Source organism: Bradyrhizobium sp. FW305-F6, assembly GCF_058782905.1.
On record NZ_JBYSYD010000004.1, the window covers coordinates 613552 to 638252 of the forward strand.

28 protein-coding genes and 1 tRNA gene are annotated in these 24701 nt (G+C 61.0%); 20 read left to right on the plus strand and 9 right to left on the minus strand.

The annotated features are described in order from the left end of the window. The first annotated feature begins 98 nt into the window (after positions 1-98). The 5 genes from AC3WLX_RS27360 (at position 99) to AC3WLX_RS27380 (ending at position 5247) form a co-directional block, all read left to right on the plus strand. Entirely contained in the window at positions 99-1472 is a 1374-nt protein-coding gene (locus tag AC3WLX_RS27360; RefSeq protein ID WP_492338292.1) for a glutamine synthetase family protein, read from the plus strand. Positions 1473-1481: 9 nt separating this feature from the next. Then, positions 1482-2204, plus strand: coding sequence for a type 1 glutamine amidotransferase (locus AC3WLX_RS27365; protein WP_492338293.1), 723 nt, complete (start codon positions 1482-1484; stop codon positions 2202-2204). Between the two features lie 75 nt (positions 2205-2279). Further along, complete coding sequence (locus AC3WLX_RS27370; RefSeq protein ID WP_492338294.1) at positions 2280-3614, plus strand: aromatic ring-hydroxylating oxygenase subunit alpha; 1335 nt, start codon at positions 2280-2282, stop codon at positions 3612-3614. Next, complete coding sequence (locus AC3WLX_RS27375) at positions 3611-4228, plus strand: aromatic-ring-hydroxylating dioxygenase subunit beta (protein WP_492338295.1); 618 nt, start codon at positions 3611-3613, stop codon at positions 4226-4228. Before AC3WLX_RS27370 ends, AC3WLX_RS27375 begins: the two co-directional genes overlap by 4 nt. Positions 4229-4239: 11 nt before the next feature. Further along, positions 4240-5247, plus strand: coding sequence for a 2Fe-2S iron-sulfur cluster-binding protein (locus AC3WLX_RS27380; protein ID WP_492338296.1), 1008 nt, complete (start codon positions 4240-4242; stop codon positions 5245-5247). A 286-nt stretch (positions 5248-5533) separates the two neighbouring features. Here AC3WLX_RS27380 and AC3WLX_RS27385 read toward each other — a convergent pair whose 3' ends face one another. Further along, positions 5534-6703, minus strand: a complete 1170-nt coding sequence (locus tag AC3WLX_RS27385; protein WP_492338297.1) for a LysR family transcriptional regulator — start codon at positions 6701-6703, stop codon at positions 5534-5536. Between the two features lie 199 nt (positions 6704-6902). On the opposite strand from AC3WLX_RS27385, the gene AC3WLX_RS27390 reads away from it, so the two are divergent. From AC3WLX_RS27390 to AC3WLX_RS27420, 7 genes are all read left to right on the plus strand, one after another. After that, positions 6903-7838, plus strand: coding sequence for a dioxygenase family protein (locus AC3WLX_RS27390; protein WP_492338298.1), 936 nt, complete (start codon positions 6903-6905; stop codon positions 7836-7838). A 91-nt stretch (positions 7839-7929) separates the two neighbouring features. Further along, on the plus strand, positions 7930-9108 hold the full coding sequence (locus AC3WLX_RS27395; protein ID WP_492338299.1) for a muconate/chloromuconate family cycloisomerase: 1179 nt from the start codon (positions 7930-7932) through the stop codon (positions 9106-9108). A 3-nt stretch (positions 9109-9111) separates the two neighbouring features. Next, positions 9112-9501 (plus strand): hypothetical protein, encoded by a 390-nt coding sequence (locus tag AC3WLX_RS27400; protein ID WP_492338300.1) that lies wholly within the window; start codon positions 9112-9114, stop codon positions 9499-9501. Continuing rightward, positions 9494-10339: an alpha/beta fold hydrolase gene (locus tag AC3WLX_RS27405; RefSeq protein WP_492338301.1), complete on the plus strand. Its 846-nt coding sequence runs from the start codon at positions 9494-9496 to the stop codon at positions 10337-10339. Before AC3WLX_RS27400 ends, AC3WLX_RS27405 begins: the two co-directional genes overlap by 8 nt. Further along, positions 10340-11290, plus strand: coding sequence for a LysR family transcriptional regulator (locus AC3WLX_RS27410; protein ID WP_492338302.1), 951 nt, complete (start codon positions 10340-10342; stop codon positions 11288-11290). A gap of 289 nt (positions 11291-11579) precedes the next feature. Continuing rightward, positions 11580-11789: a hypothetical protein gene (locus tag AC3WLX_RS27415; RefSeq protein WP_492338303.1), complete on the plus strand. Its 210-nt coding sequence runs from the start codon at positions 11580-11582 to the stop codon at positions 11787-11789. Positions 11790-12070: 281 nt separating this feature from the next. Continuing rightward, a complete protein-coding gene (locus AC3WLX_RS27420) occupies positions 12071-12499 on the plus strand; it encodes a flavin reductase family protein (protein WP_492338304.1) in 429 nt (142 codons plus the stop codon). A gap of 682 nt (positions 12500-13181) precedes the next feature. Here AC3WLX_RS27420 and AC3WLX_RS27425 read toward each other — a convergent pair. Further along, entirely contained in the window at positions 13182-14684 is a 1503-nt protein-coding gene (locus AC3WLX_RS27425; protein WP_492338305.1) for a tyrosine-type recombinase/integrase, read from the minus strand. A gap of 90 nt (positions 14685-14774) precedes the next feature. Further along, positions 14775-14859 (minus strand) — tRNA-Leu (locus AC3WLX_RS27430). A gap of 157 nt (positions 14860-15016) precedes the next feature. Here AC3WLX_RS27430 and AC3WLX_RS27435 point away from each other — a divergent pair. Beyond that, positions 15017-15556: a disulfide bond formation protein B gene (locus AC3WLX_RS27435; RefSeq protein ID WP_492338306.1), complete on the plus strand. Its 540-nt coding sequence runs from the start codon at positions 15017-15019 to the stop codon at positions 15554-15556. Positions 15557-15560: 4 nt separating this feature from the next. On the opposite strand, the gene AC3WLX_RS27440 is transcribed toward AC3WLX_RS27435, so the two are convergent. Next, positions 15561-16646 carry an AbrB family transcriptional regulator gene (locus AC3WLX_RS27440; RefSeq protein ID WP_492338307.1) on the minus strand — a complete coding sequence of 362 codons (1086 nt, stop codon included), beginning with the start codon at positions 16644-16646 and terminating at the stop codon, positions 15561-15563. 100 nt (positions 16647-16746) lie between these two features. Then, complete coding sequence (locus AC3WLX_RS27445) at positions 16747-17040, minus strand: PsiF family protein (RefSeq protein ID WP_492338308.1); 294 nt, start codon at positions 17038-17040, stop codon at positions 16747-16749. Positions 17041-17239: 199 nt separating this feature from the next. On the opposite strand from AC3WLX_RS27445, the gene AC3WLX_RS27450 reads away from it, so the two are divergent. Then, complete coding sequence (locus AC3WLX_RS27450; protein ID WP_492338309.1) at positions 17240-17710, plus strand: hypothetical protein; 471 nt, start codon at positions 17240-17242, stop codon at positions 17708-17710. A gap of 46 nt (positions 17711-17756) precedes the next feature. On the opposite strand, the gene AC3WLX_RS27455 is transcribed toward AC3WLX_RS27450, so the two are convergent. Further along, positions 17757-18305: a TetR/AcrR family transcriptional regulator gene (locus AC3WLX_RS27455; protein ID WP_492338310.1), complete on the minus strand. Its 549-nt coding sequence runs from the start codon at positions 18303-18305 to the stop codon at positions 17757-17759. 242 nt (positions 18306-18547) lie between these two features. Here AC3WLX_RS27455 and AC3WLX_RS27460 point away from each other — a divergent pair, with 242 nt between their 5' ends. The 4 genes from AC3WLX_RS27460 (at position 18548) to AC3WLX_RS27475 (ending at position 20919) form a co-directional block, all read left to right on the plus strand. Beyond that, entirely contained in the window at positions 18548-19033 is a 486-nt protein-coding gene (locus tag AC3WLX_RS27460) for a PaaI family thioesterase (RefSeq protein ID WP_492338311.1), read from the plus strand. 34 nt (positions 19034-19067) lie between these two features. Then, the gene (locus AC3WLX_RS27465; protein ID WP_492338312.1) at positions 19068-19451 is read left to right on the plus strand and encodes a CidA/LrgA family protein; all 384 of its coding nucleotides are present in this window, start codon (positions 19068-19070) and stop codon (positions 19449-19451) included. Next, positions 19448-20170, plus strand: coding sequence for an LrgB family protein (locus AC3WLX_RS27470; RefSeq protein WP_492338313.1), 723 nt, complete (start codon positions 19448-19450; stop codon positions 20168-20170). Before AC3WLX_RS27465 ends, AC3WLX_RS27470 begins: the two co-directional genes overlap by 4 nt. 86 nt (positions 20171-20256) lie before the next feature. Beyond that, positions 20257-20919: a DsbA family protein gene (locus AC3WLX_RS27475; protein WP_492338314.1), complete on the plus strand. Its 663-nt coding sequence runs from the start codon at positions 20257-20259 to the stop codon at positions 20917-20919. Between the two features lie 77 nt (positions 20920-20996). On the opposite strand, the gene AC3WLX_RS27480 is transcribed toward AC3WLX_RS27475, so the two are convergent. From AC3WLX_RS27480 to AC3WLX_RS27490, 3 genes are all read right to left on the minus strand, one after another. Then, a complete protein-coding gene (locus AC3WLX_RS27480) occupies positions 20997-21203 on the minus strand; it encodes a hypothetical protein (RefSeq protein ID WP_291623956.1) in 207 nt (68 codons plus the stop codon). Positions 21204-21283: 80 nt separating this feature from the next. Beyond that, complete coding sequence (locus AC3WLX_RS27485; protein WP_492338315.1) at positions 21284-22354, minus strand: phospholipase; 1071 nt, start codon at positions 22352-22354, stop codon at positions 21284-21286. Positions 22355-22376: 22 nt separating this feature from the next. After that, entirely contained in the window at positions 22377-23348 is a 972-nt protein-coding gene (locus AC3WLX_RS27490) for a S1C family serine protease (protein ID WP_492338316.1), read from the minus strand. A gap of 237 nt (positions 23349-23585) precedes the next feature. Here AC3WLX_RS27490 and AC3WLX_RS27495 point away from each other — a divergent pair, with 237 nt between their 5' ends. Both AC3WLX_RS27495 and AC3WLX_RS27500 read left to right on the plus strand, forming a co-directional pair. After that, positions 23586-24197: a hypothetical protein gene (locus AC3WLX_RS27495; protein WP_492338317.1), complete on the plus strand. Its 612-nt coding sequence runs from the start codon at positions 23586-23588 to the stop codon at positions 24195-24197. Beyond that, positions 24194-24583 carry a hypothetical protein gene (locus AC3WLX_RS27500; protein WP_291623963.1) on the plus strand — a complete coding sequence of 130 codons (390 nt, stop codon included), beginning with the start codon at positions 24194-24196 and terminating at the stop codon, positions 24581-24583. The genes AC3WLX_RS27495 and AC3WLX_RS27500 overlap by 4 nt, the downstream gene beginning before the upstream one ends. The last annotated feature ends 118 nt before the right edge of the window (positions 24584-24701 follow it).

Sequence of the window (24701 nt, forward strand, 5' to 3'; positions counted from 1 at the left end):
GTCAGATGAGGTTTGTCGAGAAACATGGCCTATGGTCAGACGCTCAAAAGAAGGCAGCGGAGGAGGTCCTAGCGCGTCTCGAAAAGGAAAACATACAGATGGTCCGTCTGTCCTGGCCCGACCAGTACGGATTGTTGCGCGGCAAGAGCCTGACGGTCGATGCCCTGAAGGCAGCGTTTTCCAGCGGCTCCGAGATCACGAACGGGCCGTTCCTCTTTGATACCGCCAATGCGTTGTTCGAGAACCCGTTCGGCAAGAACATGTTCTCCGGTACCGAAATGGCTGGCGTCGGCAACATCGTCATGGTGCCCGATCCGACCACGTTCAAGGTCCTGCCGTGGGCCGATCGCACGGGCTGGCTGCTCGCGGATTTGTATTTGCGTAGCGGCGCGCCTTTTCCGCTCAGCCCTCGTCGGTTGCTCAAGCAGGCGGTCGCGGACCTTTCCGCCCTTGGTTACAAGATCAATGCGGGATTGGAAGTTGAGTTTTATCTGACGCGCATCATCGATCCGTCGTTGGAGCCCGGCAAGCTTGGAGCTCCCGGCACGCCGTCCGAGCCGCCGCAGGTCAGCTTCATCAACAAGGGCTATTCCTATCTCTCCGAAAATCACCTCGACGAAGTCGAATATGTTTTCGCGGAGATCCGTCGCCATCTGCTCGCCCTGGGTCTGCCGTTGCGCAGCATTGAGGACGAGTGGGCGCCTGGTCAATTCGAAATCACCTTCGACGTCACGCAGGGCGTCGACTTCGCAGACACGATGATTCTGTTCCGCAGTGCGGTCAAACAGATCGCTCGGCGCAGCGGCCATCTGGCGAGTTTCATGTGCTGGCCGGGTCTGCCGGAAGCGTTCCCTTCGGGGTGGCATCTTCATCAGTCGCTTTCGGACGTACGCAGCGGGAGCAACCTGTTCGTGCCTGAAGCCGGAAAGCCGCTTTCGGATATCGGCCGCGCCTGGGCCGGCGGTCTGCTGGCCAACGCCGCCGCGGCATCCAGCTTTACCACGCCGACTATCAACGGCTATCGCCGCCGTCGAGCCAACTCGCTTGCGCCCGACCGTTTGAGCTGGGCGATCGACAACAGAGCGGCGATGCTGCGGGTGATCTCAAATCCGGGTGACTCGGCAAGTCGTATCGAAAATCGGGTAGGCGAACCTGCGGCCAATCCGTATCTCTATCTGGCGTCCCAGATCTATAGTGGCTTGGATGGTATCAAACGGCGCCTGGACCCGGGACCGCTACAGGAAGACCCCTATCTGGCGGATCTGCCGATGCTTCCGTCCAGCCTGTCCGCCGCGTTGGACGCGCTGCAGGACTCCAGCCTGTTCCGCGAGGCTTTCGGCGAGATATTCATGAAGTATTGGCTGACATTGCGCCGATCCGAATGGAGTCGCTTTATCGCCGCTGAGGGTGCGTTCGATACCGGAAAGGGTGTCACTGCCTGGGAACACCGCGAATATTTCGAACTGCTGTAAGGACCAATGATGAGAAAGTTCGTGCTGATCTGGTGTTTGGGGGATGAGCCGCCAACGGCTGAGTTTGAGCGAATGAAGTGCGGGATCATGCAGGCTTTCGGTCCAGAGGACCATTGGGACATTCTAACGCCGAATGATGACGATTTCCTCGCCGCTGTTGGCCGCTACGATGGTTACGTCATTTCCGGCAGCGCCAAGTCCGTTATCGACGACGCCGAGACGCCGTTCGTAAGGAGTCTCCTGGCACTTATCCGCGGCGTGCGAGACAAGTCCTCATCGCCGATGGTGGGGATTTGCTTCGGCGCTCAAAGTCTTGCCGCCGCGTTGGGCGGGAAAGTAGGGCGCAATCCCAGCGGCGTCTTCAAACTCGGCGTCGATCGGTTGAAATGGACGGCTGCCGCCCGGCGTTGGCCGGAAGCTTCCAAGCCGGCCATTCTCGTCCAAAGCCATGGCGAATGCGTGGTCGATTTGCCGCCGGATAGCATTCAAATGGCTTCCTCGGACACCATTTCTCACGAGGTTTTCCTGACGCAGGGACGCTTTCTCGGAGTGCAGGGGCATCCCGAAGCCGATAATGCACTTTTGCGTGGATGTTTCATGCATCACCACCGCTCGCAGTTCGATGACGATACATGGCGGGTCATCGAACACGAGGCGGAACAGCCGCTAAGCCGGGAGCCGGTGCTCGCCCTCGGGCGACGGCTTCTGATCGGTGAGGGCGCGCCACATTAAGCTGGCTGTGCCCGTAGGCTGAAAGGATTGTTGGCCGTCCCGCCATGGTTCAGTCAATGAACTGATGAGGTAGTCATGAACTCGGTTACGAAGCTAAAAACGTCCAAGGCGAGTTGGGACTGGATTATCCAGGAAGAACGCGTCCATCGGTCGATCTACATTGATCCTGATATTTTTTCTCGCGAGATGGATAACATCTTCGCTGGGAATTGGGTCTATGTGCTTCACGAGAGTGAACTTCCCCAATCGGGCGACTATCGCCAAGCCTGGATCGGGACGCGCGAAGTCTTCGCCGTCCGCGATGAAGATGGCAAGATTAACATCTTGTCCAACCGTTGCTCACACCGCGGCGCCGTCATCTGCCGCGAGTTTCAGGGCAGTGCTTCGATCTTTACCTGCCCCTATCACGGTTGGCGTTACGATTCGAAGGGGCGGTTGTTTGGCATTCCCGGGAAGAATGCTTACGGTCCCATGTTCAAATCACGCGATATGGATCTCGCGCGGCCGGCACGGGTGGAGATTTATAACGGTTTGGTGTTTGCTACCCTGAATCCGGACCCGCAGCCGCTGAAAGACCATCTCGGCAACGCAATCCCTTACATCGACGATTGGTTTGCTCATCAAGGCGGTGCGGACAATGTCGTTGTGTCGGGCGCACAGCGCTTCCAAGTCAATGCCAATTGGAAGATGATCTACGACAATGCCGGTGACGGCTATCACGTCCCGTTCTCGCATCAGTCGCTACTGGTCATGACCCAAGAGCGTTACGGCGGTGGCGACATGTCGTATTTCGCGGAAGCCGACAAATCGGCGATGACACTCTATGCCCTCGACAATGGTCACACCATTATCGACCAGCGCCCGGATATGTTTGCGGTCAGTGGCTGGGATCAGCAGCGTCCACAGCCGGGCCGGGAACCCTTCGAGGAAAATGTTCTCAAGTCGGTCGGCCCCGACAATGCAAAGGCCACTCTTGAGCGCGCGGTCGGGGCGGGGATGAATCTGAATATCTTCCCCAATCTGCTGTTCATCGGCAATCAGATCCAGGTGGTTCAGCCGGTCCGCGTCGACAAGACGTTCGTATATTTCCATGCCACGAGACGTCGCGATTCCGATGACGACCTGAACACGATACGTCTGCGTACGCAGGAGGATTTTCCTATCCTGGGCGAAATGGATGACGCGGACAATTTCGAGGAATGCCATCGTGGCCTTCTGAACAGTCCAGAAGACGAGTGGGTGGATATCAGCAGGCATTTCGAAACAGGAAAAGATGTGCCCGGAGAGAACGGAACGATGAGGGGACCGGTCACGTCCGAGATTCACATGCGCAACTACTACGCCCAATGGAAGCGCTTGATGAAGGCAGAACCTACCCTCCGCGTCGTCAAGGGGAATCAAGCAAAATGAATGCGGCCCAGTCCGAGGGAAAGGTATATAAGTTCAATCCTCCATCCCTCTATGTCGTCGACTCATATTATGCATGGTTGATGGATGTATCTAACGACCTGAATGCCTCCGTCGTTCGTCCAAACGCGGAACTGAACACCGCTGCATGGCATCGGGTCTCGGCACTTCTGGCGGTTGAGGCGCGTCTTCTCGACCAGAAGGCCTTCCAGCCGTGGCTTGATATTTATGCAGACGAGTGCGCTTACTGGATTCCTTCGGCTAGTCCTGCTCCTGATCCACGAAAGGTCGTGACGCTCGAGTTTCATGATCGTCGGCGGCTTCTTGATCGTGCGGCGCGATTGGAAACGGGATACGCCTATTCGCAGTACCCCGCCTCGCGGACCTCACGTCAATTGAGTGGGTTGGAGGTGTGGTCCTCGCCAGAGCGCAAGGGGGAATGGCGGGCGCGGTACAATTTCACATTGGCCGAATTCCGCAATGGCTTCAGCCGCGTGGTGTCTGGCTGGAACGGCTTCGTGCTTCGGCGCGACGGCGATCGGCTGCGGATCGTTCTCAAGCAGGTCAATCTGATCGATTGTGACCGGCCGCAGGGCAATAACTCGTTCTTCCTCTGAGACTGCTGAAGATGAAAAAGCCACGGACCTTAAAGATCGTGAACGTCTCCCCCAGCGGCCGAGACGCCGTTCTGTTGAGCTTGAACGCGGGCGGGAGCGAAACGCAAAACTTCCAGTTTGTCCCCGGTCAATATCTGACGCTTGCCGCCACCGTCGATGGAAATGAGCATTGGCGTTGTTATTCCATCACCAGCGAGCCAAGAGCCGACGAGCCGATCAGTGTGCTGGTGCGGCGGGTATCGGGTGGAGTGGTATCGAACTGGATCTGCGACAACGCCAAGACGGGAGGGGAGATACGTGTGCTGCCCCCGGCTGGCCGATTTACCCTGGCTCGTCTGAACCGGCCGCTTCTGCTGTTTGCTGGCGGCAGCGGAATTGCCCCGATCTACGCCCTGGCGCGTCAGGCGTTAGTCGAGGGCGTGCCGAAAGTGTCATTGTTCTACGCCAACCGCGACCGCGGCACGATCATGCTGGTCGAGGAGTTGAAGGTCCTGGAAAAGGACTTCAAAGATCGATTCCAGATCAAATTTTGGATCGATCAGGAGGAAGGCCTTCCGACCGTCGAGGTCTTGCGCTCCGCTGCGGACAAATTTGGGGACGCCGACGTCTATCTGTGCGGGCCTGAAATGTTCATGCAGGCTATCCAGGCCACGCTACAACAGGCCGGCTTCGATCCGGATCGTATGTACCGGGAAGATTTCGGCAATCTCGCCGAGCATGCGGAGCCCTCCGCCGATGCCGATCAAGAGGCTCTGATGGCGGTCGAATTCAAGGGAGGACTCCGCCACGTGGCTGTAAAGGAAGGGCAATCACTATTGTCAGCCATGCTGGCGTCCGGACTTCCGGCGCCGCATTCCTGCAGGGTCGGGGAATGTGCTTCGTGCATGTGTCGCCTGATCGAGGGCGAGGTTGAGCGCCTCGAAAATTCCGTTCTCGATAAGGATGATGAGGCAGAAGGGTGGATATTGGCTTGTTGCACCCGAGCCATGAGCAAGAAACTGCGCGTGCGTTTCTCATGAGCAGGCTGCGAGTCGGGAATTATCGACTTGTAGCCCTTCTTCGCCGCAATCTCGGTCAAATCTTGGCGGACGCTTGGCCAGCCCAAATGGCATCCGCCACATTGCTCTCGACGAGCCAACGATTCGCACGTCGATTTTGATGAGCAACCGCGCGGCGCTGATCGCGCAGATTCTAAGGCGATTAGCCATTCGACGGCGATGGCGAGCAGACTCTTCCCCCCATGGGATAGCCGTAACGGACATCCAGCACTCGCCTCTTGCGGCCTGGGTCGGTTGGCATGTCAGTTCAATGCGACCACTTGCTCAGATCGCTCTGCAACATAGCTGCGAGATCACGCTGCCAACCCGCTCGCAAATCGAAACGGCTAACCAGCCAGAGTTCGGTGACTACATTTGGCCGGTCCCGGTGGACGATCTCCAGTGCGGAGGATTCTCCGGCGTACCGAGTCGGCAGTATCGCAACGCCAAGCCCAAGCTCACATAGTTGTCTGAGCACCTGAAAGCTGTCGGCGGACGCCACGGGGTGACCGCGAATTCCCAGCATTTCCGAGTCAAGGTCGGCATAGGGGAATTCGTGATCGATATGTGAGAATTGCGTATTCATCGTCAGTAGCCGGTGATCCGAAAAATTCGGATTGCGAGCCTCTCCGTCACGTTGATTGAGGTACTCTGGACTGGCAAAGGCGTTCACATGGATATCGCCGATCTTACGGATTTTCAGCGTACCGCTATCGCGAACCGGCCGCGCCAAACGAATGGCGATGTCAATCTGCTCTTGCTCGAGATTGACAAAGTAAGACTCGGTGGTGATGTTGAGCTGGATGCGGGGATGCCGATCACATAGCGCCACAAACACCTGGCTAAAGCGCTGCGCGAAAAGATCGAGTGTCGAGATCCGGACGATGCCACCGCTCTCATGAGGATCCTTAGTAAAGCTGCGCGCCGCTTCATGCATGCGCAAGGCGGAGTGCAGCAGTCCCTCTAGATCCGGCGCGACCGCCCAGCGTCCTTCGTTGCGAACGAAAAGCGTTCGACCGAAGTGCAATTCCAGCGCCCGAATGCGACGGCGTAACGTGGAATCGTCGACCCGCTCGATCTCGGCCGCGGCCTGATAATCACCATACCGGCTGAGCAAAAGAAACGCCCGAATGAGGTCCCACGCCGGAACGTCGCGAAACTCGTTGCCCGGTGGTCCCATTCGTTTCGTCATCGCCTCTCTCCAGACCTCGATACGAGAGGGCGTCAAACCGAGACGGCAATAACCAACGCTTTCAGCGCCATCCAGAAACCATCCGCCCGCCCTGCAGCGCGACGGCTTTTCAGCCGCTTCAATCTTGCGCCTTTTGAAGTGTAACAGTTTTTTCTTTTTGTGGAAAGCTATCGGCGCTAACGAGCACCAATTTCGCTTGCTAAGACCAGATAGTGGGCGAAGGTTGTCGGCAATGCGAACGGGCATTCGTCTGTCGCATTACATTGTTGAATTGATTTCGCGCGCGGTGTGCTTTGCGCAACAGATCCGGCATCGAGGGGCAGGCTTTCGATATGGTTCGGTACCACCGAACCTTAGTCTTGGAGTGCGCACCTCGACGGGTATCGTGCAATACCCCTAGCCTTATCGAGCTATTTCGACACTTCCGCTATAGTGGGCTCTGAACTTGCCATCCGACGGCCCCCAATCGCCGGGCGAACCTTATCAAAACATATCGAGGGAGGATCTCATGAGGAACGTTTCGATCGATAACATCACCGACGCCGTGACTAGGGCGATGTCGCCCGACATTCCGACACGCAATCGCGAGATTATGACGGCTCTCATTACCCATCTGCACAGCTTCGCCAAGGAGGTCAATCTGACCCTTGCCGAATGGCTCGCAGCTTGCGAGTTCATGCGGCGCGCAGGTAACATCTCCAGCGATGCCCGCAATGAGTTCATCCTCCTTACGGATATTCTCGGGCTGGAAGTACTCGTCGACATGCTCGATCACAAGGTGACCGACGGGGAGAGCGAGTCCACGGTCCTCGGACCCTTCTATCGTGAAAATCCCCCGGTGTTGCCGAAGGGGGCGTCGATCATCCAGAAGAGCTTCGACGATGCAGAGACCGTGCGAGTACGCGGTCGCGTGCTTGATACGAAAGGCAACGGAATCGAAGGCGTTACGATCGACGTCTGGGAAGATGCGCCAAACGGCCTTTACGAACAGCAGGATCCCGATCAGCCCGACTACAATCTGCGAGGCCGCTTTCTCACCGATCGCAATGGCGAATACGAATTTGTCGCTGTCCGGCCGGTGCCGTATCCGATACCGTATGACGGTGCAGCCGGCGAACTGCTAAATTACATGGGCCACCATCCGTGGCGTCCGGGACATATCCACTTCATGATCGCAAAGGACGGCTATCAGAGCCTGATCTCCCAGATCTTCGATGCCGATTCCAAGCATCTCGACGGCGATTCCGTGTTTGCAGTGAAGGAGAGTCTGATCGGCAAGTTCAGGTTGGCTCCCGCCGGCGCCGACACGGATCTTGTGATGGATTTCGATTTCAGGCTCAAGAAGGCCCTCGCCAAGTCGCAGGTCCTCGCGGCGGAGTGAAGCCCAGCGACAAACCTACCATCCACCCACGCACGAGGTGATGCTGCCTACTTGGCGGCAGAGGCCGCGCTCGACATGAGGCGAACGCGCTATGAATCTGGCGTTGAAAGAACCGACGACCCTACGAGATCAGCCGAAGGCAACTCTCGCAGACACGGCGGTCCGCGCGATCTCGGCGACGATCATCGATGCGCCGACCACGCGGCGACATCGCCTCTCGAACACCGAGGTTACGCATCAAGGTTACGTGCTGGTGAGCGTTACGCTCGAGAACGGGGCGGTCGGCATTGGTGAGGCGTCTACCCTCGGTGGCCCGCGTTGGGCCGAGGAGAGCGTTGAGTCGATTGCTGCGACCGTGACGAAATATCTGGCGCCGGCCTTGTATGGGCGGCCCGCGATCGCGTTCGAAGACAACACCCTGCGGCTCGCGAAAGCCGCAAAGCGCAATTTCTCCGCAAAGGCAGCGGTCGAATCCGCTTTGTTCGACGCCTGCGGTAAGACGCTTGGCCTTCCAGCAAGCGCCTTTCTAGGGGGGGCGGTTCGCGACCGGATCGGCGTTCTGTGGGCGTTGGCGTCTGGAGACAGCGGGCAGGAACTCGAAGAAGCACGTGAAAAATTCCACAGGAAGGAGCATCGTGACTTCAAGATAAAGCTCGGCTTCCACCAGGCGGAGGACGACCTCAAGCGTCTGCGGACGCTGCGCGAGGGGCTCGGCGACGCGGTCCGTTTGATCGTAGACGTCAACCAGGCCTGGAGCGAGGCTGATTGCATCCGATATCTGCCGGCGCTTGAGGAACTCGACATCGCTCTCCTAGAGCAGCCCGTCCCCGCTGACCAACTCGAAGCAATGGCTCGGGTCGCGGCCCGCACTTCGATCCCATTGCTGATCGACGAAGCCGCGTTCACCAAGGAGGAACTCGCCCTTGCCGCGACTTTCGCCTGCGGCAGCGTCTACTCGCTCAAACTCGTCAAGAGCGGGAGCCTCTTCGAACTCAAGCGCACTGCGGGCGTCGCGGCTGCCCACGGCCTTGAACTGTACGGCGGCTGTCTGCTCGAGAGCAGCATCGGTGCCGCCGCACATCTCGCGGTCTTTTCGACACTCCCGACGTTGGAATGGGGTACCGAGCATTTCGGCCCGCGTATCCTGGTCGAGGATCTCGTCACCGATCCGCTCCGATTCGAAGAGTTCGAGGTGGTGATACCCGATGGCCCAGGCCTAGGCGTTACGGTCGACCATGACCGTGTTCGGGCCTACACGAGGAAGGGCTGACAAGTGGCCATCCAGTCGGAGCTACAGCAAAGGTTCGAGGGGATGGTGAGACAACTCTCGGATTTGGCGCACTTGCGTCGGCTGGGAGACCTATTCGACGCTACCGTGCTGATCGACGTTGAGGGAAGCGAACTCTATCTAACTTTCGAGCGTGGTTGCATCGTCCGAATAACGCCTGGTCCGAGCGCGAAGATTCCGTGGCACTTCGCTTTGAGAGCGAGCGCCGATGCCCTGCAACAATTCTGGCGAACTACACCGCGACCCGGCTATCACGACATCTTCGGTCTGGTGAAACTCGGTGTCGGTAGAATTGAGGGCGACATCCTTCTCCTAGTCAAAAATCTGCGCTTCTTCAAAGAGTTCATGGCACTCGGGCGGGCGCAGCATGACTAGCGTGATCGAGCCGATCTGTGGCCGCTATCTACAACTTCGCATCGCTGACGTCGGGCATCGAATTTATTTCGAGGAGGCAGGAAGCGGCCAGCCGGTCGTGCTGTTGCATACCGCCGGCGCCGATACCCGGCAATGGCGGTTCGTACTCAACGATCGCGAGCTAACGGCGAGTCACCGATTCATCACGTTCGACATGCCTTGGCACGGGAAGTCGCTTCCGCCGGACGGCTTTGAGACCGCGGAATATCTCCTAACAACTGAGGCATATATTGACACCGTACTCGCCTTGTGCGCGGCGTTGAAACTCGAAAAGCCAATTCTCGTCGGGTGCTCGATGGGTGGACGCATCGCGCTGCAAATTGCTGCGCTGCACTCAGAGCGATTCGGAGGGTTCATAGCCGTCGAAGCATCCGATTTCCAGCCGGCCTGGTACGACATCGACTGGTTCCACCGCCCAGATGCCCACGGTGGGGAAATGGGTGCAGCGCTGGTTTCGGCTAACATCGCGCCGCAAGCGCCGTCATCTGAGCGGTGGAGTACGCTGTGGATGTTCATGCAATCCGGTCCCGGAGTTTTCCGCGGCGACCTCAGCTTCTACACTCGCGACGATAGCTTGGTCGAACGTCTGTCCCGGATAGATACGCGAAAAACCCCTGTCCATTTGCTGTGCGGCGAATATGATCTGACCTGTACTCCTGCCGACGCGCAGCGTACGGCGGCCGCCATTCCGGGCGCCACCATCGAGATCATGGAAGAGCTTGGGCATTTCCCGATGAGCGAGAACCCGAAGGCATTCAGGCGTTACTTCATCGATGCCATGGCCAAGATGCCCACCTAAATGCCGCCCGCTCGCGACGAGGTGCTGGATCTTCGACGGCTTTCCTATTTCGTTGCCGTTGCGGAAGAGTTGCATTTCGGAAGAGCGGCGATCCGCCTCAACATCGCGCAGCCTCCTCTCAGCCGTCAGATTGCTCAACTCGAAGGCGATCTAGGGGTTTCTTTGTTTGACCGCAGCCGTAGCCAAGTCGCGCTGACTCAGGCAGGTACAGTGTTGCTCGACCGCGCACGGGAAATCCTTAGCCGAGTGGAGGGGGCGGAACGCGAGGTGGTGCGCATCGGACAAGGCATGTCCGGCTATCTGCGGATAGCATTCGTGGGGTCCGCAAGTCATGGCGTCTTGCCCGAAATCATCAGCAAATTTCGTAACGTCTATCCGGAAGTCGACCTCGCGTTGTCCGCGATGAACAATGCGGAGCTGAAGCGCGCGGTCATACAGCGGGAGATCGACATCGCGATCGCGCGGCCTTCGCTCGACGACGAGGAATTAAAGTCAGATCCCCTCTATCACGAGCCGTTGATCCTCGCGGCTCCAGTGGCTTCACGTCATTTGGGCGAGGATCCGGTACCGCTGGCTTCGTTGAGCGGCGAGACGTTCGTGCTTTATCCGCGTAAGCCAAGACCGAGCTTCGCAGATCACATCCTGTCGGTCTGCAAGGTGGAAGGCTTCGTGCCCAAATCGCCCGTGTTGGCGCAAGACTATCAGACGGCGATCAGCCTAGTGTCCGTCGGTGTCGGCGTATCGCTCGTACCGTTGTCGGTCTCGCGATCCGAGCGCGAAGGCGTCACCTACCGAAGATATTCCGGCCACAATCCCGGTACCTCACTTTCGCTGAATTACCGCCGCGACAATAGGACCTCGCATCTGTTCAATTTTCTCAAGATCGCCAAACAGGTCGCGCGGCACGCCAACGGCACAAAGGCGCAGAGGCCAACTCGATCGCCTGTATAGACGGGCCGAACGCCTTTCTTTTCAGTGCAGAATCCGGGTGCCCAAATAGTATTGCACGATACCTATCAAGCGCCCCCAACAAGCGCGTAATTTTCTGCCCTAACAGCCTTCTCTCGACTACGGAGAGACCAAAAAAGGCAAGGACAGGCAGGAAACTTTGCGATGAACCCAACCCACCGATAATTATCCGCGCGAGCTTTGCCTTGGCCGGCGTCAATTTCTTGGTTCGGGGCGCTCTCGTTCGGTTTGAGTTCCTCGGCCGCCAGCGGGCCTGCCATTCAACAGGCGAATGGTAGTTGTCGACGCCGAAGGGCGTTTTCTCCCTCACTTGCCGGGGTCTTTTGACCCCGGCATTTTTTCTGGAAAACGTCGCTGCGTGTTTTTCGATCCCGTAGTGGAGCCGTTGCGTGAGGAATTGCGAATCGTTTCCTCGACTGAATATCAACGTAATCCGCTGGCGATGCCAGTTGGTCTGCTTATCTCCAACGGCTACTTATAAGGCCGCTGCTAGATGAAATTCGGAAGCGGCGCTCTTTCCGGCGATCCCTGATCGATGCTATCGGCTGCGGCCGCGAGCTGATTCCCCAGACGCAGTAGCTGATCGCCGAGCGGAAGGATGCGAAGGGCCCTGGCTGCCGAATGAAGAGTTTGTTCCTCGTCGTCGCAATTCGCTAGCGCGACTGATGTCGTCGACGCGCAAACCATCTGACCATCTTGCGCGTTGGCGACCAGAAATAGCGGGGGCGTCAACATTTGGGGCCCGGCAGCGATATCTCGGGAATGACGGCGATATCGATGAGGTCGCTATCGATCGAGCTGACGAGGTTGCTGGTCAGCATGAACCGAGCATCTCCAACTTCGCTGCTGATCCGTGTCCTCGGCGTGTTCGGCGCGAATATCCTAAATGCCGACCGGCTCGACATCGCCGAACGCGTTTCGGGAAAAGGGGATCAAGGGCGAGCACCACCTGGACAACGCGCCTCCGGCGTGCCGCCGCTTCGAGGCGCACTGGCGGCGATCGACTGCGGGGGCGAAGACAGCGTCGAGCTGCTACTCCCACGCCATGCCATCAGGCAAGTGCTTGATGTCGTATCCTCGCCACGCGCCGCCGCGCTCTCCCATTGGCAGGGCAATATGCCGGCGTCGACCGACGTGAGGACCTTAGCGCGTCCGCCTGGCGTCAGCGATGAGCGCTGCAAACAAGACTAAGCTTATTGGAGTGAAGAGCTTAGTTTGCTTGCCGTCGAGAGCGATGGCGCGCCATTCAGAATAAAACTGCGAACTACTATGTTATAGAAGTATCATTGTAATTTCTGAAGGGTGACGGCGTCAACATCGCGGCGCGGCTGGAAGGTATCGCCGCGCCCGGCGGCATCTCCGTTTCCGAAGATGCCTGGCGACAGGTGAACGGAAAGGTGAGCGCAACGTTCGTTGATCGCGGGGAGAAGAGGCTCAAAAAAATAGCCGCGTCCAATGCGAATCTACAGCATCGATCTAGGCGGACAGCCTGTGGCGTCGCCAGACTATCCTGCCAATTACCTCGGCCATCTTGGCAACGTCAACCGGCGGAGGGCAGGACTCAACAAAGAAGTGATTGCTGCGCCTGCTGATACCTGCGCTTGGTTGTAAGTCATCCTGGATGAAGTGAGAAAGTGTTCGGCGACGTTGCCGAAGCTTTTCGAAGTCCATCGGATAGACAACTCCGGGTACATTGATGCGTACACTTAAAATCGTCATTCCCGCCGACATTTTCGAGATCAGGAGCGCGTTCGTCGAGATCCGCGACAAATCGATCCGCTTCCAGCACGAGATGCGCAAGCGTCGACGACTATCACATGAGCTTGCCACGGATCGAACCAGGCAGCATCAACAGCGCCTGAAGATAGGTGACTCAGGCCTGCGTGCCGCGCTTGATCGGCATCACCTTCTTGGGATCGAGCCAGTGGTCGATCCGATCAGCCCAATGCTGCATCAGCTTCGTTCGCGAGCCGATCAGCGCGAGCGGTCCGTGCTTCTTGTAGAGCCCTTCCACAGTCGAATTATCGAGGTGCGCGAGTTGTAGCTCGACGACATCGCCATCCCATGCCTTGGCGTCCTTGATCTCCTCGTGGTGAGACAGGGTCGAGAAGGTGGTCCGGAATCCGTGGGCGCAATGGTCAGTCTTTGTGTCGATGCCAAGCAGCCGCAATCGCTTGTTGAGTGTGTTGTTCGATAGCGGGGCATCCTTTGAGCAAGAAAACGCGTATCGGCGATGGCCGGTTAGCTTTTGAACGCTCCTCAGGATTGCGAGTGCCTGCCGTGACAAAGGCACGACATGGTCCCAACCGGTCTTCATTTTGGCGGCTGGAACAGTCCAGCGTTTGGCATCCCAATCGACTTCGCTCCACTCCATTTCATTGACCATGCCCGGCCGGGGAATGGTCAGCGCATCGAAGCGCAAGGCGAGACCAACGACGTCACCAAACCTCGCTTTCGTCCAAGGTGCACTGATGAGCTTGAAGACACGCGTCACGTCACGTGGTTCGGTGACACCCGGACGCGGCGTCGAAATGTTGGCAATCATCTGCCCATTCAGGTTGCGGAATGGATTGTAGCCGTCGCCTTCAACATCGGCATAATTGCAGATTTGCTCGGCGATGCTACGCACGCGGTCACGGGTTTCCAGCTTTCCCTCGGCCTCGTATGACCGCATGAAAGCCAGCACGTCTGGACGCTTGATGTCCTGCCTGCACAGTTTGCCGAAGCGATCCTTGACGTAACCGACGCGCAGCTCAAGCACCTCGATGGTCTTGGGATCTCGCACCGCGACGATTCTGCCGCGTTTGACCTTCTCGACCTTCTTCTTTGCGAGCCATTCGTCGGCCCATTGCCCGAAAGGCCGGGCGGCAGCCTGCCTGTGCTTGTCGAGTTGCTTCTCGATGCTCGGGTCTTTGCCTTCCTTGAGCAGGTCCTTGGCCTTGTCGCGCTCGCGCCGCGCGTCTGCGAGCGAGAACGTGCCATCCTTGCCGTTGCCGTAGGGGCCGATGGAGTAGGTTTTCTGGCGGCCGTGGAAGCGGTAGTCCATTCGCCAGAGCTTGGAGGCAGCGTTGCCGGGCCTGCTCACGTCCGGCGTGACGAAGAGATAGAGCCAGCCGCCGGTCACGTCGGAAATCTTGGCGGCACTCCACGCGCCATTGTCGAATTTCGGTCGGGCGGCGCGGCAGTCGACGTCGGTCCTGATCTGCTTGGGGTCGGCGCACGCGCCATCGTTCTTGCCGCCCATCTGCTCAATTCCTTCATTCGGATAAGCGAAAGTCGCCGTGAACGTTTGTTCTCTCGATACCAGCACGATACCAGCAAAAATACCAGCAAATGGGGCGGCTGGGATCGGAGGAGAACAAACGGTGACGAACAAGAATGTACGCAGAAAAGCCTATTTTTCAAGGGTTTCCGGGCACTCCGCGGACGGTTGCGGACGACTTCGAACGGGCCTGAACAGCCTAGTTGGTGCCCCTGGCCGGAATCGAACCAGCACTCCTTGCGGAACTCGATTTTGAGTCGAGCGCGTCTACCAGTTCCGCCACAGGGGCCCTCGGTCGGCCCTTGAAGGGAGCGTCGCGAAGCCGGCGGACTATAGCCATGGACAAAGCGGGGTCAACCCGCGCCAAAGTGATGCCGGACGTTCTCGACAGCCGCGGAGGCCGGGGCTAGAGGCTTGGGAGCGCGAGAGATGCGAGAGAGGCTGCCGTGACGACCCAGAGTGCCGCGATACCTGCGTTCAAGCCGGCCGCCGGCGGCGCTGCGCTGACGGCCTCGTTGCTCGTCACGCTGATTGCGGCCGCGACGATCGCAGGGGCCTGGTTCTTCCAGCTCGTGCTGGAGATCCTGCCCTGTCCGCTCTGCCTCGAGCAGCGCTACGCCTATTACCTCGCGATTCCGCTCGGCGCGCTGACGGCGCTGGCGGCGAGGAACGGCGCGCCGCGGCCGCTGCTGCTCGCGGGGCTCGCGATCCTCGCGCTGGCGACGCTCGCCAATGCCGGGCTCGGCGCCTACCACTCGGGCGTCGAATGGGGATTCTGGAAGGGACCGACCGATTGCAGCGGTCCCGTCGTCAATCTCGGCAGCGCCGCCGATCTCCTCTCGAAGCTCGACACCGTGAAGGTGGTGCGCTGCGACGAGGTGCAGTGGCGCTTCCTCGGCCTCTCGCTCGCCGGCTACAACGTTCTGATCTCGCTGCTGATGGCCGCGATCGCCGGATGGGGATTGACGCGGACGGCGGAGCGCTGAGAGCTCAATCGTCCACGTCGTCCTGCGTGCGTCCGAACAGGTGCACGATGCCCGGCGTTGCGATCGTCACGAACACGAAGCGCGAGAGGTGGTGGGCGCCGACGAAGATCGGGTCGATGTGCAGCGTCAGCGCCAAGGCCAGCATCGCATCCATCGCGCCGGGCGCGAAGGCGACGACGACGTCGGAGAGCTTCACCTGCGTGGTCAGCGCCACGATGCCGACGAAAACGGCGGAAACGGTGATGGCCACGGCGAACGATCCCAGCGCCGCGCGGAGGTGGCCGGCGAGTGTCTTGATCCGCATGCGCGCGAAGCGGCTGCCGATCAGCGCGCCGATTCCGATCAGCGCTACGCCCCGCATCCAGTCCGGCAGGCCGCCCTCGACCCATCCAGCGCCATGCAGCACGCTCGAGCCGATCATCGCGCCAAACATCCAGCTCGCCGGAAATTTGATCAGCCGCAGCACGAGTGCTGCGGCCAGCGAGGCCGCGGCCAGTTGGAGAAGGTCGAGCGGCGAGGCGATCGCCGTCGTCGGCGAGGGGACAGCGGAGGGCGTCACGCCTGCAATCGCCAGCACCATCGGCAGCGCGGCGGTGAGGATGATGACGCGCAGGGTTTGCACCACCGCGATACCCGGCAGGTCGGCGCCGCGCTCGACCGCCAACATCGTGATCTGCGACAGCGCGCCGGGGCTGCCGGCCAGAAGAGCCGAGGTGCGATCCCAGCCATGGATGCGCTGGAGATAGTAGCTCGATCCGAAGGTCGAACAGAAGGTGGCGAGCGCCAGCAGGCCGATGGTGACGGGATAGGCGCTGACCTGCTGGAGCAAATGGCGGGAGACGACAGAGCCCAGCGAGATGCCGAGCAGCACCAGCACGGTCTGGGCCAGGATCGGCGGCAGCGTCAGTTGGCGGCCGGCCATTGCGGCGATCCCGACCGCGATCATCGCGCCAGAGATCAGCCCGCCGGGAAGTTTCGCAACGAGAAAGACGAGGCCGCCGGCGGTGCCGATGACGAGCGTCTCCACCGTGCTCAGGAGCATGGCACGGCTCGGCCATGCGAGCGGCAGGGAGGCGCTGATTTGCTTCACACCGCCTTATCGCAAATGGGCGCGAGGCGCACAATTGCAGGCTCGTCATGCCGCAATGCGCGCGCCTCTCGCGGATACTCGCGAACGATGGTGACTGGGCTTATTTCTTGTCGGCCGCGGGGGCGGCGGGTGCTGCGTCGGCTGCGCCGCCGGCCTTTGCCGCCTTCTTGCATTCGCGGCGGAATTTCTTGCGCTCCTTGCCCTTCAATCCCTTGGCGTCCGCCTGCCTGGAGCATTCCAGCGATTCCGCCGACCGCTCCTTGGTTGCCTTCTTGTCGGCGATCGTGGCGGCAGTGTCGGTCTTGACGGCCGGTGCAGGGGTCTGGGCAAAGGCGGTGCCGGCGATGAGCAGGGTGGCGAGAGCGATGGCGACGAGGCGGGACGTGACGGTCATTGGTGCACTCTTCTTGCGGGAATTGCAAAGGGCTGGGACCGTCGGCCTGCGTTGCTGAACGCAACATGAATTATTTCAACGCCGGCATCACTATATTTTACCGGCGCAACTCATCGCATCCTTGTCGCAAGCGGCCGACACGCTAGGATAGCAATCCTCGTTTCACTTCCGTCGGAAAGACCAAGCAGGAGACCCAGGGATGACCATTCAGACTAAATTGTCGTGCGCGATTGCAGCGTCTTGTGTCGCTGCATTGCTGGCGAGCGCGCCGGCGCAGGCGCTGACCGCGCAGGAGTGCAGCGCCAAATATCAGGCCGCCAAGAAGGACGGCTCGCTCGGCACCACCAAGTGGAACGACTTCCGCAAGGCCCAGTGCGGCGCAGACGCAACGCCCGCCGCGGCTGCCCCCGCCGCTCCTGCCGAGCCGAAGCAGGCGAAGAAGGAGGAGGCGCCAGCCGCCGCGCCGGCGCTGCCGGCCGGCCCTGCGGTCTATCCGAACGCAGTCGATCCGAAATACGCCAAGGAGACTCCCGGAAAGGCGCGGCTGCACACCTGCGTCGACCAGTACAACGCCAACAAGACCACCAACGGCAATGGCGGCCTGAAATGGATCCAGAAGGGCGGCGGCTATTACAGCGAGTGCACCAAGAAGCTGAAGGGCGCCGCCTGAACTCCGGATTGACGCGATGGCCGGAGCAGCGCTCCGGCCATTTCGCTTAATCCAGCAACTTCTCGGCCGATTTCGCCACCAGCTGCGACAGCTTGCGCGGGCCGCGCTCGACGAACAACAGGCTCTGGCCGAAGATGAAGCAGTAGAACAAAAAGGCCTGCGCGTCCGCCTCCTCGGCCGCGAGGCCGGTCGCGCGATAGAGGTCGCCGACGTGCTTGAGCCGAGCCGCGTCGACGCTCGCGACTGCTGCCGCGGCGTTCTGCTCCGAGCGGGCCCATTGCCGGATCGCGAGCTCGACCGCCATTCCTTCCGGATTGACCCGCTCGGAATAGAGCTGGATCACGGCACGCAGCCGCTCGCGGGGCGCTTGCCCGTCGAGACGTGTCTGCTGCGCGACCGCGGCGATGCGTCCCTGGCGCCAGGCTTCCAGCATGGCTTTGAGCAGTGCGGCGCGGTCGGCGAAGCGGCGGTAGAAGCCGCCCTTGGTAACGCCGAGAGTCTTGGCGAGCACCTCGACCCGCACGCCCTCCACCCCTGCGCGGGCGAGCTCGGCAAAACCTGCCTCGACCCAGGCATCGCCCTTGCCGTCACTCATGGAGGAAGCCTCACCGGTTGTTGATACGGTGCCGTATTGCTAACGCGGCTTGGGTTTGATACGCTACCGTATCAACGATCAAAGACGAAATACACGGGGAGGAGTGCGATGGCGCGGGAGGCACGGTCTACATTTGGCAATGCGACCACGTTGACCGTCAGCTCCGCAAATCCGCTCCGTTCGCCGACGCCATTCGCGAGGCTGCCTCGAGCCACATTGCCGAACCAGCCGAGGTATGAGCCATGACCGGCTTCGAGCCGAAGAATCCCGGCTATCGTGCGGCCGCCATCGCCTTGTTCGATCGCCAGCCGGCCATGCGCACGCTCGGCATCGTCATCGTCCGACTCGCGCCCGGTGAGGCCGAGCTGGCGATGTTGCATGCGCCGTCCTTTACCCAGCAGAACGGCTTCATCCATGCCGGCATCATCACGGCCGGGCTCGACAATGCCTGTGGGGTTGCGGCGTTCAGCTTGATGCCGCCCGAGGCGGACATACTCACCGTCGAATTCAAGACCACGCTGCTCGCGCCCGCCCGCGGCGAGCGCTTCGTCTTCAAGGCCGAAGTCGTCAAGTCCGGCCGCACGCTGACTTTCTGCGAAGCCAAGGCGGTTGCCGAGCATGACGGCAAGACCACGCTGATCGCGACCATGACCGGGACCTTGATGGCGATGGTGCCCCGTATTGCGGCGCCGGACGTGCCGCACACGTCTGTGCATGGCGGCGATTGACAAGCGTGCCAGCGCATTCCTTGATGCGTTGGTCATGCTTGCAAGTCTCGGCCTCATCCTGCTCTGCCAATTGGTCGGCGAAGCCGCCGTGCGCGGTCTCGGCCTGCCATTGCCGGGACCCGTGCTCGGCCTTCTGCTGCTTCTGACCCTGCTGCTCGCCCGCGACCATTTCGAGCTGCTCGCGCGCGGGCCGCTGCGCAATGACGGTGTCGAGACGGCGAGCAAGGGCCTGCTGGCCCATCTCTCGTTGCTGTTCGTACCGGCCGGCGTAGGGGTCGTGCAGAAGCTGGATCTGCTTGCATCTCACGGCATCGCCATCATTTTGGTGCTCGCGCTGTCCGTGGTTATCACGCTGCTGGCGACGGTGCTGACCTTTCGCCTCGTCAGCCGCCTGTTGAAGCAACAGGACGCGCGATGAAGGACAACCCGTTCTCGCTGTGGGTCTATCTCTCGCAATCGCCGCTGCTCTGGCTGACCGTGACGCTGCTGGTGTATGCCGGCACGGATGCTGTCTCGCTGGCGACACGGCGTCATCCCTTAGCCAATCCCGTGCTGCACGCGATGTGGATCATCGGCGCGTTCCTGCTGCTGACCGGCACCTCCTACACGACCTACTTCGCCGGCGCGCAGTTCGTGCATTTCCTGCTCGGGCCGGCAACCGTTGCGCTCGCGGTGCCGCTCTACGAGAACCGCAAGCGCGTCGTCTCATCGATCTTTCCGATGCTGGTGGCTCTGGTCGCTGGATCGGTCACCGCGGTGGTATCGGTCGTGCTGCTGGCCGAACTTGCCGGCCTGCCGCGTGACGTGGTGCTGTCGCTGGCGCCGAAATCAGTCACCGCCGGCGTTGCGATGGGTATCGCCGAATCCCTGCACGCCGATCCTTCGCTGGCGGCCGTCGCGGTCATCCTCACCGGCATCATGGGTGCGATCATCGTGACCCCGCTGATGAACCGCACCGGCATCACCGACTATCGCGCTCGCGGGTTCGCCGCCGGCCTTGCCGCGCACGGCATCGGGACCGCGCGCGCGTTCCAGGTCGACGAGATTGCCGGCGTCTTTTCCGGCATTGCCATGAGCCTGAACGCCTTGGTGACCTCGTTCCTGGTCCCGCTGGCAGTCACGCTGCTGGTGCGATGACTTCGCTGCCGCGACGCTCTATATGTCTGTAACATCTCCTGGTCCCGAGCCGTATGTGCGGTGATGGGGCCGAAACGGGACAAGATATGACCGAATTTGGGAACAAGGGCCGTCTGACGCCGACCCGGCGTGCGGCACTGACGTTGATCGGAGCGGGCGCCGTCGCAGCGAGCGGAATCAGCCTGGCGGGCGCCGCGACCGCTGAGGACGAGGTGCTGACCGAGGCCAAGGTGCTGCGCGATCCCGACACGCCCGTCGCAGGCAATCCCAACGGCAACATCACGATCGTGGAATGGTCCGACTATAATTGTCCCTATTGCCGCAAGCTCGAGCCCGAGCTGCGCCAGGTCGTGCAGGACGACGGCAAGGTGCGGCTGGTGATGAAGGACTGGCCGATCCTCGGGCCGGTCTCGGTTACCGCGGCGCGGAGCGCGCTGGCCGCCAAATTCCAGGACAAGTACCATCAGGCCCATGACGCCCTGATCGGCGTCAGTTCGCGCCTGACCGAGCCGCGCGTCAACGAATTGCTGGCGGCTGCCGGCGTCGACATGGACCGGCTGAAGCGTGATCTCACCAGCTTCGCCAAGGACATCGACGCCATCCTCAAGCGCAATAACGAACAGGCTGAAGCCTTCGGCTTCCGCGGCACCCCGTCCTTCATCGTCGGCAAGTATCGCGTGCCCGGCGTGCTCAGCATGGCTGAGTTCGAGCAGGTCATTGCCGACGCCCGCAAGGCCAAGATGAACTGACGCGCAGCGTTGCGCGTGGCCAATGCAAAGACGCCGCTGCGAGCCGCAACGGCGCCTCGTTCATTTCAGGGTCGATGTTACCTCTGGGAAATCCGGACCCAGTCCTTGTGCGCGCGATCGCGTAGCGCGTCCCAATCGGCCTTCGCAACGTCCCAGTTCACGATGGTGCGGTTGCCGGTTGCGATATCGCCGTTGGCAACCGACGACGTCCGCATGGAGTCATAGACGTAGACGCCTCCCGCAAGAAGTAGCGCGCCCAAAATCATTCCGAAAAAAGTCCGCATGGCTAACCTCCGGTGACGCGCGATAACGTCGGCCCGATCTGATGGTTCCGCGACCATGCGGCGCATGCAAGGACTGTCGTTCACACTTTATTCAGCCACGCCATCAGCTCCGCATTGATCTCGCGCGGGTAGGTGTGGCTGAGATCGTCGATCTCCCGATACGTGACATCAGCGCCGGCGGCGGCGAGGGCCGCCTGCGTCTGTCGCGCGGTCTGCACCGGAAACATCCAGTCGAGCTTGCCGTGGGTCATGAAGATCGGCAGTCCCTGCAGTCGCGTGGCGTCGGCCATCTCCACCATCAGCGGATGGAAGGTTGCGGACACCGGCGCCAGATGCGTGAAGGGCGATGCGCCGTCGAGCCCGCTGACGTAACAGAAAGTGCCACCGTCGCTCATGCCGGTGAGCAGCATGCGCGAAGCATCGATGCTCCAGCGGCTGCGTACGATCTCGATGATGCGCATGAGATTCGGCGTGTCGGCATCATCGCCCATCAGCGCCCAGGTCGGTCCGGTCGCGGTCGGCGCGACCAGGATCGCGCCGAGACTGCGCGCGTCGCGGAGCCAACTCCACAGGAAGCCGCGGCCGTTGCCGCTGCCGCCATGCAGCGCCATCACCAGCGGCACTGGCCGGTCCGGGGTGTAGTATTCGGGCACATAGACCGAGAAGCCGCCGCGGCTGCCGGGCTCGTTGTGATCATGGAAGATTCCGGTATGTTCGCCCGCGCCAGCCTCCAGCCGCGACAACACATTCGCGTTGTCCCGGTTGGCCGCGTTGAGGAAGAAGCTGCTCACCGGCGGAAACTGCACTGCCAGCGGATACAGCGCCTCCTGCGCGCGCGGCAGGTGGCGCAGCGCGCGGAAGACCGCGACGAGATCGCCGCGGCCGCGCTCGACCTCGCGAATGCCGGCAAAGGCGGCGAGCGTCTCGTTGCAAGCCGCATCGAGCCGTGCCCGCAAGCCAGCGAACTGCTCCGGCCACGCTCCAATCGCGGCGTGCGCGGCCTGCAGCACTTCGTCAGGTCTGCCGATTGCGGTCATCACTGTGGCGAAAGCCGGCGGGTGCAGATGCCGCTGGAAGTAGCCGAGCGCCTCCAGCGCATTGAGCAGCGGCGGCAGCACGGCCACGATGTCGTCCACCACGGCCTCGGTCATCGCGGCTTCCTTGCGCTCGGGGTCAGTGCAGCTTCGGCGCCTTCAAGAGCTTGAAGCGGTCGGTCGAGGTCACCGTGACGTCGAAGGTGACGCCTTCGTGGTGTACGGTGAGCGGCACGTCGACCCCGGCCGCGCCGAGCGCCCACATTTTCTTATAGAACGCGGTCTGGCTCGTGACCTTGTCGCCATTGACGGCGAGAATGACGTCGCCGGTCTTGAGCTCGGCGCGCGCCGCCGGACCGCCCGCGGAGATCCCGATCACCACCACGCGGTTGTCGATCTCGGTCGAGAACAGCCCGAGCCAGGGCCGCGCCGGCTTGTTGACGCGACCGAACTTGCGCAAATCGTCCAGGACCGGCTTCAACACGTCGATCGGCACGATCATGTTGACGTGCTCGGCCTTGCCGTCGCGCTCACGATCGAGCTGGAGCGAGCCGATCCCGATCAGCTCGCCGCGCTCGTTGAGCAGCGCCGTCCCGCCCCAGTTCGGATGGGCCGGATAGGTGAAGATGGCCTCATCCAGCAGATATTCCCAATAGCCGGCGAATTCCTGCTTGGCCACGATCTGGCTCGCGACGGAGCGCGTGCGCCCGCCGGCGCCGCCGACCACGACGCGGTCGCCGATCCGGGTGGCCGCCGACGAGCCGAGCGGCAGCGGGGCGACGTCGAGCTGGCCGAGCGCCTGCACCAGCCCGAACCCGGTCTCGGAATCGAAGCCGAGCGCGTGACCTTCCACCACGCGTCCGTCGGCGCGGTGGAGCCAGACCGACTCGGCCTCGGTGATGAGGTAACCGATGGTGAGCACCAGCCCGTCGTCGATCACGACGCCGTTGCCGGCGCGCTCGGTGCCCAGCGTCTCGGCGCTGAAGGCGTCCGGCGGGATGATGGCGTGCAGGCCGACGACGGAGCCGAGCGCGCGGTCGAGATCGAAGCCGTAGTCGCTCGCTCGCGGCTGGTTGGCCGGCGGCACTCTCCATTCGGTCAGGGTGGGCATGGAGTTCTCCTGGTCGTCCTCTTGGCGCTTTGACATGCCTCCAGCGCAAGAAGCGCCGCGTGAAATCAAAGACAATCTATGATGCAAACGCCTCTCTTTAAAGACCGCCCTGCGTGGACCGGCCGGGAAATGCAGCAATTCTGGAGCAGGCGCGACTTGTAAGTCCCGGCGTCGCCCGAAAAGACATTGTCGGTCCCATGTGGCAGGCGTATCGTTCCCTCATCTGTGGAACAAGCCATGAGCGATGACAAGAATTTCGATCGGCTGACTCTGGAAAATGCACTGACCGAGCTTGGCCGCCGGGCCTACGCCGCAGGCCGTACCGTCGAAATCGTGGTCTACGGCGGATCGGCCCTCCTGTTGACCTTGAACCGGCAGATCAACACCGGAGACGTCGACGCGGTGTTCGAAGGCAACAAGGATTTCATCAAGAGGCTTGCGGCCGAGATGGCGGAGGAGTTCGGCTGGGACGAGAACTGGTTGAACGACGGAGTGAAGGGGTGGTTGAGCAAGAGAGACGCGGACCCAGATGTGAAGGCCCTATTTAAGACCTACCCCACCGAGGATCAGCCCGGCCTCCGCGTCTACACCGCCAGACCGGAATACTTGTTTGCCATGAAATGCCGGGCGATGCGTGTCGGCGGTGTGGAAACGAACTCGGACATTGATGACATCAAGCTCCTCGCACGCGCGATAGGCGTCAAGAACAGCCGGGATGCACTGACATTGGTCGAAAAATTCTATCCGCAGAACATGCTTCAACCCAAGACCCGGTTGGGTCTCGAGGAGATTTTCTCAAATCTCGACGGACCTGAAGACGATCACACGCCTCCGGCGAGCCAATCATGAGCCTGTTCGGCAAGAAGCCCGCGACGCTAAGTGATGTCGTTCGCCGCGTGCGTGCTGGCGAGCAGAAGTTCGATCCCTCGCTTCGCGAATTTCTCGATTGGTTTTACGCGAACCCGCACGCGCGCCAGCAGGCCATCGAAGAACGGCCAGCTTCGATCGACGCTGTACACGACGCCTATGCAGCGGCCGTGGCGGAGCACCTTGCGCGCGTCTACGGACTGCAGATACCGGAATGGACCGAGGTTCACGGTAATGGGCTTCGGGAGCCCTTCTTTGCAGGCGGTCTACAATCTCTGAAGGGGGTGCTGGTTGCCGAGAGCCCGACGGCCTTCCGGCGGCGCCTCCTGTTTGTCAGTAAAGACGCGTTGTCGAGGCCGAGAATGTAGTGGTGCGGTGGTTCGTGTGGCCAGTCGACTTGGGCCGTGCGTGAGACCCTGCCGGGCCGCATGGCTGGTGCCCCTGCCGCTGCTAGGCGGCTCCTACCTAAGCTGCTAACCCTTGCCG